The sequence below is a fragment of the Enterococcus sp. FZMF genome (assembly GCF_030263915.1).
In the GTDB taxonomy this organism is placed as follows: domain Bacteria; phylum Bacillota; class Bacilli; order Lactobacillales; family Enterococcaceae; genus Enterococcus_D; species Enterococcus_D casseliflavus.
The window spans coordinates 1,255,132-1,268,862 of the sequence record NZ_CP127160.1 but is presented as its reverse complement, the minus strand read 5'-3'; the positions used below and the strand labels follow the sequence as shown (position 1 = coordinate 1,268,862).

The 13,731-nt window shown below is 44.2% G+C and carries 12 protein-coding genes and 2 other annotated features; of the genes, 7 read left to right on the top strand and 5 right to left on the bottom strand.

Translation table 11 applies throughout. The annotated features are described in order from the left end of the window. Position 1: 1 nt before the first annotated feature. Genes trpD through trpE form a run of 3 tightly spaced genes read right to left on the bottom strand, consistent with a single transcriptional unit; the run spans position 2 to position 3,018 of the window. Positions 2-1,036 carry an anthranilate phosphoribosyltransferase gene (gene trpD, locus QN079_RS06085; RefSeq protein ID WP_270274012.1) on the bottom strand — a complete coding sequence of 345 codons (1,035 nt, stop codon included), beginning with the start codon at positions 1,034-1,036 and terminating at the stop codon, positions 2-4. 16 nt (positions 1,037-1,052) lie between these two features. Further along, positions 1,053-1,631, bottom strand: coding sequence for an aminodeoxychorismate/anthranilate synthase component II (locus QN079_RS06080; RefSeq protein WP_081116515.1), 579 nt, complete (start codon positions 1,629-1,631; stop codon positions 1,053-1,055). Then, positions 1,612-3,018, bottom strand: a complete 1,407-nt coding sequence (gene trpE / locus QN079_RS06075) for an anthranilate synthase component I (protein ID WP_289230524.1) — start codon at positions 3,016-3,018, stop codon at positions 1,612-1,614. Before trpE ends, QN079_RS06080 begins: the two co-directional genes overlap by 20 nt. A gap of 58 nt (positions 3,019-3,076) precedes the next feature. Next, positions 3,077-3,325, bottom strand: a binding site (T-box leader). A 67-nt stretch (positions 3,326-3,392) separates the two neighbouring features. Next, positions 3,393-3,605, bottom strand: a binding site (T-box leader). Positions 3,606-3,880: 275 nt separating this feature from the next. Here trpE and QN079_RS06070 point away from each other — a divergent pair. Both QN079_RS06070 and mafR read left to right on the top strand, forming a co-directional pair. Next, positions 3,881-4,150, top strand: coding sequence for a hypothetical protein (locus tag QN079_RS06070; RefSeq protein WP_194186003.1), 270 nt, complete (start codon positions 3,881-3,883; stop codon positions 4,148-4,150). A 381-nt stretch (positions 4,151-4,531) separates the two neighbouring features. Beyond that, positions 4,532-5,983, top strand: coding sequence for a global transcriptional activator MafR (gene mafR, locus QN079_RS06065; protein WP_194186004.1), 1,452 nt, complete (start codon positions 4,532-4,534; stop codon positions 5,981-5,983). Positions 5,984-5,999: 16 nt separating this feature from the next. Here mafR and QN079_RS06060 read toward each other — a convergent pair whose 3' ends face one another. Continuing rightward, positions 6,000-8,564 (bottom strand): HAD-IC family P-type ATPase, encoded by a 2,565-nt coding sequence (locus tag QN079_RS06060; protein WP_289230523.1) that lies wholly within the window; start codon positions 8,562-8,564, stop codon positions 6,000-6,002. A 268-nt stretch (positions 8,565-8,832) separates the two neighbouring features. Between QN079_RS06060 and QN079_RS06055 the strand changes: the two genes are divergently transcribed. Continuing rightward, complete coding sequence (locus tag QN079_RS06055) at positions 8,833-9,171, top strand: RidA family protein (RefSeq protein ID WP_081116511.1); 339 nt, start codon at positions 8,833-8,835, stop codon at positions 9,169-9,171. 73 nt (positions 9,172-9,244) lie between these two features. On the opposite strand, the gene QN079_RS06050 is transcribed toward QN079_RS06055, so the two are convergent. Further along, positions 9,245-10,396, bottom strand: a complete 1,152-nt coding sequence (locus QN079_RS06050; protein ID WP_228074071.1) for a glycerate kinase family protein — start codon at positions 10,394-10,396, stop codon at positions 9,245-9,247. A gap of 170 nt (positions 10,397-10,566) precedes the next feature. On the opposite strand from QN079_RS06050, the gene QN079_RS06045 reads away from it, so the two are divergent. The 4 genes from QN079_RS06045 to QN079_RS06030 are packed head-to-tail and all read left to right on the top strand — an operon-like array spanning position 10,567 to position 13,646. After that, positions 10,567-11,757 carry a helix-turn-helix domain-containing protein gene (locus tag QN079_RS06045; protein WP_142437083.1) on the top strand — a complete coding sequence of 397 codons (1,191 nt, stop codon included), beginning with the start codon at positions 10,567-10,569 and terminating at the stop codon, positions 11,755-11,757. Next, positions 11,750-11,977 carry a PLD nuclease N-terminal domain-containing protein gene (locus QN079_RS06040; protein ID WP_010747962.1) on the top strand — a complete coding sequence of 76 codons (228 nt, stop codon included), beginning with the start codon at positions 11,750-11,752 and terminating at the stop codon, positions 11,975-11,977. Before QN079_RS06045 ends, QN079_RS06040 begins: the two co-directional genes overlap by 8 nt. Further along, on the top strand, positions 11,974-12,885 hold the full coding sequence (locus QN079_RS06035) for an ABC transporter ATP-binding protein (protein ID WP_270274009.1): 912 nt from the start codon (positions 11,974-11,976) through the stop codon (positions 12,883-12,885). The genes QN079_RS06040 and QN079_RS06035 overlap by 4 nt, the downstream gene beginning before the upstream one ends. Beyond that, positions 12,882-13,646, top strand: coding sequence for an ABC transporter permease subunit (locus QN079_RS06030; protein WP_289230522.1), 765 nt, complete (start codon positions 12,882-12,884; stop codon positions 13,644-13,646). The genes QN079_RS06035 and QN079_RS06030 overlap by 4 nt, the downstream gene beginning before the upstream one ends. Positions 13,647-13,731 lie beyond the last annotated feature (85 nt).

Genomic DNA, 13,731 nt, shown 5'->3' with positions numbered 1-13,731 from the left:
GTTATTGGCTATTTGACTGGCGGATCAACTCCTGCAGTTTGTCATAGGCGGCACCCGAAGCGATACACGCCCGTGCCATCGCAAACCCTTCTGCTAGCGTGGTGGCTTTGCCGTTAGCGTAAAAGCCTAACCCTGCATTTAAGACCACCGTTTCTAGATAAACGGAGGGTTGATTTTTCAACACCGCAGTTAAGATCGCTGCATTTTGAGCGGCATCCCCGCCGACGATCGCCTCGATCGGCGCTGGCGTAAAGCCGTACGCTTGTGGATCCAAAGAAAAATTGGCTACCTCTCCTCCTTGATAAAAGCTGATCGCAGTTTCACCTGCCAAATTGGCTTCATCCATTCCATTGCATCCATGGATCACCATTGCTCTTTGCCGACCAAGACTGCCTAACGCCTGAGCGGTGTCGGCCAAGCTCTCGCCTGCGTAAGTCCCAATCAGTTGCGTAGTCAACGGAACAGGATTGATCAAGGGGCCTAATAGATTAAAAATCGTTGGCGTTGCTAATTCTTGCCGTATCTTCATCACTGCTTTCATGCCGGGATGCAACGAGGGAGCGAAGAGAAACGCGATGCCGACAGTCGTTAATAGCTCAGCGATTTTTTCTGGTGATGCTTGGATCGATACCCCCAAGCAGGCTAAGACATCGGCACTGCCTGAACGACTAGAGATACTGTGATTGCCGTGTTTTGCCATCGTGATTCCCCCAGCTGCTAACACGAAAGCAGACGTAGTGGAGACATTAAAACTATTGGAGTGGTCGCCGCCAGTACCGCAATTGTCCATGGCGTCTCCTCCTTCATAAGGAATGGTCACGGCATGCTCTAACATGATTTCCGCTAAAGCGGTCAATTCGGCGGCTGTGATGCCGTTGATCTTCATCGCAACTAACGCTGCCCCCAATTGACTTTCTGAAAACATCCCGCTTAAAATTCCTTGAGCAAAGTGGCGCATCTCCTGATAACTTAAATGACTGCCATTAAAAAGCTGCTGGGTGATTTGCTGCGGCTGCTGTATTTTGACTGCTTCCATAAATGTTCCTCCTTTTTCATTTGCTGCTTTTTGCTGATTTCTCTGAAATGAGTTCAAGAAACCGTTGGATAAAAAACGCCCCTTCGTTTGTCCCCATTGATTCAGGGTGGAATTGAAGGCCTACGATCGGCTTTTGTCGATGCTGGATCGCCATGATGATCCCTTTTGTTTCAGCCAATACCTCAAATTGTGCAGGAAGGGTCGCTGGCTCAATGACCAGCGAGTGATAGCGCATGACAGTCATGTCTCCTAGGTAGGTTTGGAATACGCCTTTTTTCTGATACGTAAGGCTCGATTGCTTGCCGTGCATAATGGCTGGTGCTTGGACCACTTTGGCACCAAACGCTTCTCCAATGGCTTGATGACCTAAGCAGATCCCTAAAAGCGGCTTGCTATCATGGTGTGCTTTGATCAAAGGAATCATGAATCCTGCCTCTGCGGGACGTCCTGGTCCTGGAGAAAAAATGATGGCATCTGCTTCTTCAGCAACAAGGAAAAGGTCTGGATCATCATTTCGCAAGACGACTGTTTCTTCTGGACAGAGCTGGAGAAGATTGTAAGTAAACGAATCATAGTTATCGACGAGTAAGATCATTGGCTGACACCTCCAATAGTGCTTTGGCTTTGTGTAAGGTTTCGTGGTATTCAGATGAGGGATCAGAATCATAAACGACACCCGCCCCTGCCTGGACATAAGCGATCGCGTCTTTCAAAACCATTGTCCGAATCCCGATGGCAAAATCCGCTTGATCGTTTCGAGAAAAATACCCAACGGCTCCCGCATAGACCCCTCTTCGAACAGCTTCCCATTGATAGATGCGAGTCATGGCACGAATCTTTGGTGCCCCGCTGACCGTGCCTGCTGGCAGTGTTGCTTTCAAGGCATCCATTGCCGTCACACCTGCTCTGCGCTTGGCAGCCACCACCGAAACGATATGCATGACATAGCGGTATTTCTCGATCACCATGTATAAAGGAACATGAACCGTGCCATGTTCAGCGATTCGGCCCAAATCATTGCGCCCCAGATCGATCAGCATTTGGTGCTCTGCACGTTCTTTTTCATCTGCTAATAGTTCTGCCGCCAAAGCTTCGTCTTCTGCTTTGGTTGCCCCTCGTTTGCGGGTACCAGCGATTGGATTTGTGGTGATCGTTGTTCCTTGAACCCGAATCAAGCTTTCAGGTGAACTGCCGATCACTTTGAATCCGTGATCGAAATCAAGATAATAGAGGTAGGCAGACGGATTCGTCACTCGCAGTTTTCGGTAATAGTCAAAAGGATCTTGCGTAAATGCTGCTTGCAGACGTTGGGAAGGAACAACTTGAAACATATCCCATGCCGTAATTCGGGCTTTTGCCTCACGAACGATCGTTTCATAGGCATGTTGAGTAACATTACTTATAAAATGCAGCTTTTCATTCGATAACCCACGGGTCTCAGCTGCGACCGGTGTCCTTAATTGCTGCTGCACCGCTTGGAGTACCTGCTCCATCTCGGCGGCCCCCCTTTGGCTGTAGCAATTTTCAAGGATGATCGTCAAGGTTTCCCTTTGATGGTCCAGAACGAGAAAGGTTTCAAAAAGCCAAAAGGCCATATCAGGCACCTGCAATTCATCTGCGGGCAGTTGTCCAATATCTTCATAGCAAGCTGCGATATCATAGCCCGCATACCCGATCGCCCCACTTTGCAACGGCAGATTCGGTAAAGCGGTGGTTTCTTTTTTGACTACATACCGTTCCATTTCTTTTAAAGGGTCCTGACAGGGATACTTGTTGACCGTTTTTTCCAAAAGATCCTCCACTTGAAAAACACCATCCTTAAAGGTCAGTTTCTGAACAGGATCAAAGGTGAGGATCGAATAGCGTCCCGTATCTTCTTCTCTGGGAATACTTTCCAGTAAACATTTATGCGCCCCTTGAATCCGTAAAAACACTGAGACAGGTGTCAAACAATCGCTGTTGATTCGTTCCATTCGATACATAAGCTGCTCCTTTCTTTGTAAACAAAAAGCCCTCAAGCAAACATCATAAAAACGTCTGCTTGAGGGCGAATGACCGCGGTACCACCTCAATTGAAAGTTGCCCCAAAAAAACAACTTCTTCTCTATCAACCGTCTAACAACGGTCTTCCTCTATAACGGGAGTTCCCGCATTTTCCTACTGCCAAAAAAAGGGTTCAAAAAATGATCGGCTAAGGCCATTTCCTTGATTTCTTGGTATCGGACTCTCATCACCGCCGACTTTCTGTAACCAAAAAAGACTCAAGTACTTCTCTTAGTTTGATTTTACGTTTATTTTTTTTATTGGTTGAAGGGCAAGAAAAACAAAAAAGCCCTCATGCAAACAAACTCGTCTGCATGAGGGCGATTACTCACGGTGCCACCTCAATTGGTTCTCTAGATCGTCTATCAACGATCGTTCTCTGTAACGGGAGATCCCGAAAAAAGCCTACTGATTTCAGCCTTTCGACACAAAAGTCCATTTCTGAAGCGTCAATCTGCTGATTTACACCACCATCAGCTCTCTGCAAGACGAACGTCCTCATACTTCTCTTTTGTTTGGTCTTTACTAGTTATTGGTAGCTATATTACGTGGCTTTTGCTGATCTGTCAACAAGAAAATTCTAAATTTTCTTTTATTTCTTAAATATTTGTAAATTGATCTGCGCTCATATATAGAACATTCGAAAAAACAAATGCTCATTTTACAAAATCATATATAAAGTTTTTTAATCACTTTTCCCATTTAATTTCACATATTTCGCCAATATATGAAAAATATGATTTGATTTCAAAAAGGAAACTCTATATCATTTCCTATGAATAAACAAGAAAGGAAGGTTATATGATATTAGATAAAAAAGACTTTTCTGCCTTTGTATATAAAATGAGCTGCTTGGAATATACTTATTCAATAATAAAAAATGGTTCTAAAAACATTACTTTGACAAAGCAAGAACAAGATGAAATCGAGTCTATTATTAATCACTCACTTCATAGGAAACTCTTGGCTTCTACCAAAAAAAAACGCTTTGGCTCTAAAGTAAAACTGACAAAAGAATCTCAAACTCTTTATCGCAAACTTAAAGCATATGAGTACCTGATAGAGATATAACAAATTTAATTGTAAACAATACTTAGAGATTCTCTTTATAATTAGTATGTTTATTCCTTAATTTTTGAAAGAGAGTATCCACAAACGGGCAATCAAAACCATTGTCCGTTTTTATACTATATTCATCTACCTATTCCTCTCGCAATTATTGTTACTATAATTTCTTCCTTCAAAGAATTTTTTAAATACAAGGAATCTTTTTCTTCTGACTTTCCATCCTGGTAATACTTTCATCTTGATATATTTTATTAAACTTCCCAAAAAGATCAATTATTTCACATAGCGAAGTACATAACTTTAAGCTAAAATCAATATGAACAACAGCTCAATATTATGTATCGTATGTTTTCTTAATTAAAGATTTGAAAGGAAGTTTTTGTCATGGATGGGATGATGAAAAAAATCATTACGGAGAAGGATTTATTACGTCAGATCCTTCTCTTGGAACAACTGGCGAATCACAAAATGATCACTGCCAAGCAACTAGCAAAATTGATCGATACGACGGAGCGAACCGTTTTTTCCGATCTAACCTATATTCGCCAACAATTGCCTGATGGTTGGCAGATCGATGCTGCTAGTAGCGGCTTTGCTCTGACCCATGATGGGCCATTGTTGATGAGTCAGCTCTGGGAAACGTTTTTCCCTCAATCGATCGGTGTTTCTTTGATGAAAGCATTGCTTTTTTCCAGCGAACTCCGTACGCAAGATATTCTTAGCCAAACAGGGACATCCTATGAGACCTTGCGACGACATGTGACAAAATTAAACAAAAGTCTCACTGATTTTTCGTTGCGGATTCGGATCACCAATCGCATGATCCGCTTTGAAGGAAGTGAGATCAACATCCGTGTTTTTTTTCATCGCCTGTTACTGCCATACACCCATAACAATTACTTTTTTGAGGAATATACGATTCATGAGTCCCACTATTATCATTTCTTGGATCGCTTAGCAAAAGCCAAGCTGCAGATCGAAGTGGAACAAATCTACGGTACCTGCTGGTTTTTTATCAATACGATTCGCATCAAAGCCAATTGCCGTATCGATTCCTTTGAATTTCAGGGGGACGATCCCCTTTATAGCCTTTTCCAACAGCCATTAAGCCAGCTGTATCAAAAAGAAGGCGTTTATTTAGAACGCAGCGAACACTTCTTTAGCTTCTACTGCTTCTTAGAAAGTTGGAACTACAATAACGACTGGTCTGCAACGATCCAAGCAACCCTTGAATCCTACCAAACCATTTATCAGAAAACGACCCATTTTGTTGGAAAACTAGACCGCTTGTTGCAGTTGTCTTTAGCTAGTGATACACAACTGATTGAGAATCTACTGTTGCTTTTGATCAAATCGCAAGAGTCAGCCAAGCTCTCAGAACTGTTCGGGCTAGAATTTCACGAGATCCAACGGTTAAATCAACCCTATTCGCTACCGATCGAAGCGACGATCCATGACTTTTTAGAAGAGCAAACAGCCAGTCAATCGGAAATGAGTTTTCCATTATGGTCAACCACCACATTACTGATCCAACAAGCGATTTTACAGATCAATCCCATTCGCGCAAAAGGGTATTTTGTTTTCCAAGGTGAGCCTGCCTGGAAAGCTTATCTCCTGCAAGAATTGAATGACTTCCTCGGTGCCCGCATCCTTTTATCGGCGATCGAGCCTGGTCAACTAGAAGCGTTGGCGGAAATCGAGGTTGATTTTATTCTCTCAAATTTCCCTTTAGAGGAAGTATCTGTTCCAGTTTTTTACTTATCGATGGTACCAACGCAAAATGAGCTCAATCAAGTGACTGAGCTCATCCAAACCTATTATTTAAGCTATCGCTAGAATCATCAAGCTGCCGCTACTGCTTCACTGGAGCGGCTTTTTGCCGTCCTTGCAGCTTATTCGTAATAAATTTCTCACCCTCAACGACTGCGAAAAGGAGTGCGCCGTTAGCAACGATACTCAACTGCTGCATCAAGGTCAAAGAACCGATCCCTAAAAGCTGGTGTCCTAGAGGGGTTAGGAAAATCGCTGCCTGTAATACGATCAGCAGTGAAAGAGAAAGGAATAGCGCTCGGTTGGCAAACAGTTGGCGATTCAAGGCTGGCTTGACCAGCTCCCGACAGTTCAACAAGTAGACCGCTTGGGCAAAGACGATACTTTGCAGCAGCATGCTTTGCTGAAGGACCGTTCCCTCAAATTGAACCGCTAAGACGTAAGAAGGAATCATGATCAACAGCGAGACGTAGAAGATGCGGAACAAGCTGTACCAAGACAAGATGCCTTCTTTGATTGGCCGTGGTGGTCGATTCATGACATCCGCACTTGCCTTTTCAAAACCGAGTGCGTAAGAAAGCGTGATCGTTGTCACCATATTTACCCATAAAATTTGGACAGGTGTCAGTGGCAGTGGTCGGTTCAACAAGAGTGCCGCAATAACGATCAATCCTTGAGCAACCGCAGTTGGTAAGAAGAAGTTGATGGTTTTCTTCAAATTATCGTAGATTCGACGACCCACTCGGACGGCATTGGCGATCGTATGAAAATTATCGTCTGCCAAAACCATATCGGCTGCTTGCTTGGTTACTTCACTGCCTTTGATCCCCATAGCGATCCCAATATCGGCTTTTTTCAGCACTGGTGCATCGTTTACGCCATCACCGGTCATTCCGACGATCTCTTCATTCGCCTGCAAAGCACTAACGATCCGTAATTTATGCTCAGGGGTCGTTCGAGCAAAGATGTCTGTCTTTTGGACTGCTTGCTGCAATTCTTCCTCCGACAGCAGATCGATTTCTAACCCTTCCAACACGTGATTCGTGTGCTTCAAGCCAATTTGCTTGCCGATGGCTTGAGCAGTCTTGCCATGGTCTCCTGTGATCATTTTGACTTGGATGCCCGCTTGCAAGCACTCTTTTACCGCTTTGATGGCACTGTCTTTCGGAGGATCAATGATACCAGCGATCCCGACAAAGATTAAATTGGTTAGCCCTTCGTGGGACAAGGACTCCTGTGCCGACAGCGTCAAATGCGCAAAGCCGATCAGCCGCTGCCCTTTCGCTGCTAATTTTGCACTTTCATCTAACCACCATTGCTTTTGATCTGAAGTCAGTTGGCTTTTCTCAAGCGACACTTCGGGCGCACCTTTGACAAAAACTACCGAGGCATTCGGCTCTTCTTGATTTTGATGGCGTGTTGCCATGTACTTGTAAGAGGAATTAAAAGGAATCTTATCGACTGTTTTACGCAATGGTTGCTGCGCTGATTCTGCGTATTGTAACAAGGCTTTTTCGGTTGGGTTCCCAACGAGATCCGCAGCCTTTTGTCCTTCGTCTTGCTTCAAGTCTTGACAATTTGCCATGATATCAAGCACCGTTGCTTTATCCACGTTTGACTCAACTAAAACATCGACGACCGTCATTTCATTTTTGGTCAAGGTTCCTGTTTTGTCTGAACAAATCACCGTCATGGCACCTAGTGTCTCCACTGATGGCATCGTTTTGATGATTGCTTGCTCCTCGGACATTTCCTTGACACCCATCGATAAAATCATGGTCAGCACGGCTGGCAAACCCTCAGGAATCATCGCTACCACTAAGGCGATACCTGATGAGAACAAGAGATCAAGATCAAAGCCGTAGCGGAAGGTAGTAAAGAAGATCAAGAAAATCACTAATCCGATAATGCCTTTAAAGATTTGGTGATTCAATTGCTTCATTTTTTTGATCAACGGGGTTTCTTGCGCTTTCACAGACTGAATTGCTTGATTGATCTGGCCGATTTGTGTTTCGTCGCCTGTTTCAACGACGATCCCGCTGGCAGTTCCGCTTTCTACATGGGTACCAGAAAACGCCATGTTCCGCTGGTCGCCAATTGTACTTTCTTGAGTAATAGGCTCGGTCATTTTTTGAACAGGCTCAGATTCGCCAGTTAAAATCGACTCTTCAATCACAAGATCATGGGTTTCGATCAAGCGCATATCTGCTGGTACAACATCTCCTGGTCCTAAAACGACTAAATCTCCATTTACTAAGGAAGAAACAGCAATTTTCTTCTTGCGGCCGTGAACATAAATCGTTGCTTCTTGCCCCATGAACTGCTTCAATCCATCCAGTGATTCTTGGGCTTTACGCTCTTGCCAGTAGCCGACGAATCCATTGATGACGACGACCGCCATAATAATGCCGCTTTCGATATAATCACCAGAAATCCCTTTTAAGACGGCTGCGACGATCAAGACCAACATCAGTAAGTCGGTAAAGTGCTTGCCGACTTTCTTCCATGTGGGGATCTGCGCTGCCTCAGTAATTTTATTTTCACCTTGCTTTGCTAAACGCTGGTTGCGTTCTTCGGAGGAAAGGCCCTGCCGTGTTGTTTGCAACGTGTGTAATAGTTCTTCTGTTGTGTTTTTGTACCAATTCATATTTTTTTCCTCCTTGTTTATTTATTTGATCTGAACATAGTATAAGACATTGAAACCATAAAATTCTGGCGATAATTTCAGCGGGGCCTGAAAAAAATGAGTGCTTTTCTTAAAGGGGAAGAGCGGCTTGGTCGCGTGGCTTCACACAACCAACTGAAAACGTCCGTTGATAGTTTTTGCAGGTGGAATCAAGTAAACTAGGACACACCCAATCAATTTCTATCTGTCCCATCATCCAAAGGCAAGATAGACGAAAGGAGCCAAAGAAATGGCAATCTATACCGATACAAAAATCGATCAAGGACCTTTTCTTTTCATTTCTGGTCAAACGCCGTCGCAAGACGGAGCCACACCTGAGGCCCCGCAAGAGCAAACAACCATCGTTTTGAAAAAGATCGAACAGCTTCTATCAGCCAATCAACTGTCCTGGTCATCAGTGGTCAAAATGACCGTCTTTTTAACAGATGCTGCCTACTTAGCTGCTGTCCGTACGGCGTTTACAACTATTTTGGCAGAAAACAAACCAGCCATGAGTCTCGTCATCGTTGCCGGCTTGGTTTCCCCTGAATTTAAAGTAGAGATTGATGCACAAGCTACCTTGGCTTAAGCACAGAGAAAAACACCAAAAAAACTTCGTACAAAAGGCAGTAGCCAATACGAAGTTTTTTGGTGTTATCTTCTTATTCAGTCCTATCTGAAGTGTCTGATTCAGTCTTTTTTTGCCACTTTTCCACAAAACCAGCGATGGCTTGAGCAGTCTGTTGAGCATTCACTAAGGTTCGCTTTTTCTCCATCGCTTCTGTCAACGAAATCGGACCTTGCTGGATACAAAAGACGGCAGATAGTAGTTGCGGCAGTTTTCCTAGATCGTCGCTTCGGGAGCCGCAGATGGCAACAACCGGTACCTGATGTTTGTGGGCGAGCAACGCGACGCCATAGGGTACTTTTCCTCCAGCGGTTTGCCCATCGATGCGTCCTTCACCCGTGATCAACAAATCTGCTCCTTTGATTTTTTCCTCAAACCCAATCAATGAAGCGATCGTCGCAAATCCTGGAACCAGTTGACCACCTGCCAAACGAACAGCACCACCAAGCCCACCTGCCGCACCAGCACCAGGGACTTCCAGATCGATCCCCGTGGTCCGCTTGATGTGCTCAGCCAAACGCTTTGCCTGCTGATCCAACTGCTGGATCGTTTCTTGGGATGCCCCTTTTTGCGGACCAAAAACCTGCGCAAATCCCTGATTGCCAAAATAGGGATTCGTTACATCGGCTAATGCAAATAGGTCAATTTGTGCAAGCAGAGGGTTCAACTGGCTGAGCGCCAGAGATTCTGCTTGCAGCAAAGGATTGTTTTCCATCCGCTCGTTTCTTTGAATGGTTGCTCCTAGCGCAAGTAAAAAGCCTACGCCCCCATCAGAAGTGCCGCTACCGCCAAGGGTCAGGTAAATTTTTTTCACTCCTTGCCTGCAAGCTGCTAAGACCATTTGGCCTAAACCAAAAGAAGAGCTATTGCGGGTGGTCTCGTCACTAGGTTCCACGAGTTGCAACCCAATCACTTCTGCAGATTCAATCAGGGCAATTTTTTCTTCCTTGATTTTGGTGACCAACATACGGGCTTGCAACTTACCGCCTAATGGAGCGGTAACTGAAACCGTTTCGTAATTGCCTCCCAGCGCAGCAATGACTGCTGCCATTGACCCTTCTCCCCCATCAGCGATTGGGATACTGCGTGTTTCCCACTGGTCTGAAAACCCGCTTAAGACCGCCTGATTTAGTTCTGCGGAAGTGGTACTTCCTTTGAAGGAATCGATCGCTGCTACAACTTTCAATTTTCTACCTCTCATTTACGATCATCTCTTTCCCAAAGATTGGAATACTTCGCCTTATAATCAACTTGTAGTTAATTAAATCAACCAAAAATTAACTAGCAATCCATTGTAAGTCATCTCTTATCCTCTTATGATAGAAGTATACCAAACAAACCTATCGGAGGTGCACTATGGACTTACCAATTGGCGAGGAAATCGCTCGGAGAAGAAAACAACGAGGTATTACCCAGCAAGAATTAGCAGTGTTTATGAATGTGTCCAAAGCATCCGTTTCGAAATGGGAAACGGGACAGTCTTATCCAGATATCACCTCGCTGCCCTTATTAGCAGCGTATTTTGATTGCAGCGTCGATGAATTATTGATTTTGGACTCGCAGCTATCCACTAAAGAGATCCAACGAATCTACCAATTACTAAAAGACGCCTTTCAAACAAAAACACCAAGCGAAGTCCTCGCGCTGGCACAAAGTTTTATCAAACGGTATTACTCTTGTTACCCGTTCTTGTTACAGATGGGCTCCTTTTACTTAAATCATTGGGATCTTTTGCCAGATGTCCCTGTAGCAGATAGCACAGAAGGGCACCCCTCTGAAGAAGCCTTGATGGAAGCAAAGAAAACTACCTATTTGAAAGAAGCAGAAATCCTTTATCAACGGATCATTGCGCATGGTGACAATGCGTTGGCACAACAAGCGCAACAAATCGAAGCCTATTGTCTGCTGATGAGAAACAAACCCGATGAGGTCTTGGCGATCCTTGGAACGAAAACGCTCTCTTTTTTACCTAGCGAACCGTTGATTGCCGCCGCATTTCAGCAAAAAAATCAGTTGCAGCAAGCTGAGATTGTGACGCAAAGTGCGATTTATCAATACTTGATCCTTTTTATGAGCTTACTGACAAATTATTTGGCAATGCTCACACAAGACGAGGAGCAGCTGGAAAAAACCTTTGCACGTGGGCTGGCACTCAGCGAGAGCTTCCAACTGGCCCAGCTGCATCCCCTTTCTTTACTGAACTTTTTATCTGCTGGAATGGTTTCTTTTGCCGCTTTAGAAAAAGAAAGCTTATTGCTGCAAGCATTAACGCTGTATGTCAAAACATTAGCAGACACGCCTGAGGAAATCGTTTTGAAAGGAGACGATTATTTCAACAGCATCGATGAGTGGATCAGCGAATTAGAATTAGGCAGTCAGATCCCGCGGAACTCAGACAATGTCAAAAAACAATTTCTCGAAATCGCGCAGTTCACACCATTATTTGAACCTTATCTGAAGCAACCACTATTTGAAGAATTATTTCAGCAGCTGCAAAAACTGTCCGAACAAGAAAATGAGCCACAAAGGAGGGCTTCACATGAATAGTGTTTCACTAAATATACCAGAAAATATGTCTGATTATTTGCCCGTACTGATCCCCTTGATTGTTTTGCAATTGGTCTTGATCATCTTGGCGGTTCGCGATATTTTAAAACAAGAACAGTTTAAATTCGGCTCCCGCATTCTTTGGCTTTTCATCGCCTGTTTTGTTAGCCTGATCGGTCCTATCCTTTATTTTGCTTTCGGAAAAGAGGACCAACAATGAAGATGATCGAGATCAACCATTTATCCAAGCGTTTTGGGCGCAAACAAGTGCTGCAAGACCTAACCTTTTCGGTTCCAAAGGGCAGCGTTGTGGGGTTTGTCGGGGAAAACGGCGCTGGCAAAACAACGACCATGAAGGCGATTTTAGGATTGCTCCCCATTGATGAAGGAGAAATCACCGTTTGCGGCGAAGTGGTGCAATTCGGCTCAGCCAAGACCAATCGTTGGATCGGCTATTTACCGGATGTACCGCAGTTTTACTCGTTTATGACAGCTGTAGAATATTTGACTTTTTGCGGAAAGATCCAGCCCAATCAAGAACCTTTTCAGCCTCAGCGGGTGATGGAGGTCTTAGAATTGGTAGGCCTGGAAGCTTCGAAACAAAAAATCGCTGGCTTTTCTCGCGGCATGAAGCAGCGTCTTGGATTAGCTCAAGCATTGATCAACCGACCAGCTATCTTGATTTGTGATGAGCCGACCTCTGCACTCGATCCTTTAGGTCGCAAGGCCTTTCTTGATGTATTGGCTAAAATCAAAGAAGAAACGACAGTTCTTTTTTCATCCCATATTCTCGCAGATGTCGAGCAACTGTCAGATTACATTGCGATTTTGCACAAAGGTCAGATCCAGGCGTTTGAACCGATGGATTCCTTAAAAAAACGTTATCGAAAAACCGCCTTTGGGATTGTCTTTACCAACGAAGGTTACCATTCGAAATTTGCCAATCTGTTAGCATCCCACGGCATTGCGGCAGAAAGAAAGAACAATCAATTACTGATCGACGAAACTGCCGACACGAATGTTGGAAAGCAGTTGCTGCGATTGCTCAATGAACAACAGATAGTACCTGAATCCTTTCAACGGATCGAACCGACTTTAGAGGCGATTTATTTGGAGGTGATCAAATGAAGGTGTTTCTTGTTTTCTTAAAGAAAGAATTTCTCGGTGGTCTTCGCAACAAAAAACTGCTGATTTGTTTGATCCTGTTTGCTCTGATTGGTATGCTTTCTCCCTTTACTGCCAAAATTATGCCAGATCTGATGGCCAGTATGATGCCGGAATCGATTGAAATCACGATTGCTGATCCGACTGCGATCGATGCATGGCTGCAGTTTTACAGCAACATTGGAACGATTGGTCTGTTGGTATTTGTAGTTCTTTTTACGGATACGCTCTCTGCCGAAATAGCCCAAGGGACCTTTATTCAGCTGATTACGAAAGGATTACCGAAAACGACGATCGTCTGTGCCAAAGCTGGCTATTTAACGATTCTGTGGTCTTTGAGCTACCTCCTAAGTGCCAGTGTCAGTGCTTTTTATACCTTGATCTATTTCGATGATTCTAGCGCTGTTCAAGTCCCTAGCGCATTGTTCAGCTATTGGCTTTTTGGTTTACTAGCAATCAGCATCCTGCTGCTAGGTTCTAGCTTTGCTAAAAGTATCTATCAAGGTTTGTTGTTTATTGGCGTCTGTTATCTGATGGGCATGTTAGGCAACCTATGGAGTCAAGTAACAAAATGGAATCCTTATTCACTTTCCAGCCAATTTCCTAACTACTTAACCGACCAAATCAAACTAGGGGAACTGCTGCCAGCGCTGCTGCTGAGTTGCTTATTGATCATCAGCTGCCTAGCGGGGGCTATTGCTGTTTTGAGAAAAAGAAACTATTAAAAAACCATCGGTGCAAATGTTGTACTGACCCCCAAGAGTTAGACGTTTCGTCTAACTCTTGGGGGTCACTACCTGTTGCACCGAT

Excerpts from the sequence above, each read along its gene's own strand:
- QN079_RS06035 (WP_270274009.1), top strand. The coding sequence starts at position 11,974 with ATGAAGATGATCGAGATCAACCATTTATCCAAGCGTTTTGGGCGCAAA.
- QN079_RS06070 (WP_194186003.1), top strand. The coding sequence starts at position 3,881 with ATGATATTAGATAAAAAAGACTTTTCTGCCTTTGTATATAAAATGAGC.
- trpD (WP_270274012.1), bottom strand. The coding sequence starts at position 1,036 with ATGGAAGCAGTCAAAATACAGCAGCCGCAGCAAATCACCCAGCAGCTT.
- mafR (WP_194186004.1), top strand. The coding sequence starts at position 4,532 with ATGGATGGGATGATGAAAAAAATCATTACGGAGAAGGATTTATTACGT.
- trpE (WP_289230524.1), bottom strand. The coding sequence starts at position 3,018 with ATGTATCGAATGGAACGAATCAACAGCGATTGTTTGACACCTGTCTCA.
- QN079_RS06080 (WP_081116515.1), bottom strand. The coding sequence starts at position 1,631 with ATGATCTTACTCGTCGATAACTATGATTCGTTTACTTACAATCTTCTC.
- QN079_RS06055 (WP_081116511.1), top strand. The coding sequence starts at position 8,833 with ATGGCAATCTATACCGATACAAAAATCGATCAAGGACCTTTTCTTTTC.
- QN079_RS06030 (WP_289230522.1), top strand. The coding sequence starts at position 12,882 with ATGAAGGTGTTTCTTGTTTTCTTAAAGAAAGAATTTCTCGGTGGTCTT.
- QN079_RS06045 (WP_142437083.1), top strand. The coding sequence starts at position 10,567 with ATGGACTTACCAATTGGCGAGGAAATCGCTCGGAGAAGAAAACAACGA.
- QN079_RS06060 (WP_289230523.1), bottom strand. The coding sequence starts at position 8,564 with ATGAATTGGTACAAAAACACAACAGAAGAACTATTACACACGTTGCAA.
- QN079_RS06040 (WP_010747962.1), top strand. The coding sequence starts at position 11,750 with ATGAATAGTGTTTCACTAAATATACCAGAAAATATGTCTGATTATTTG.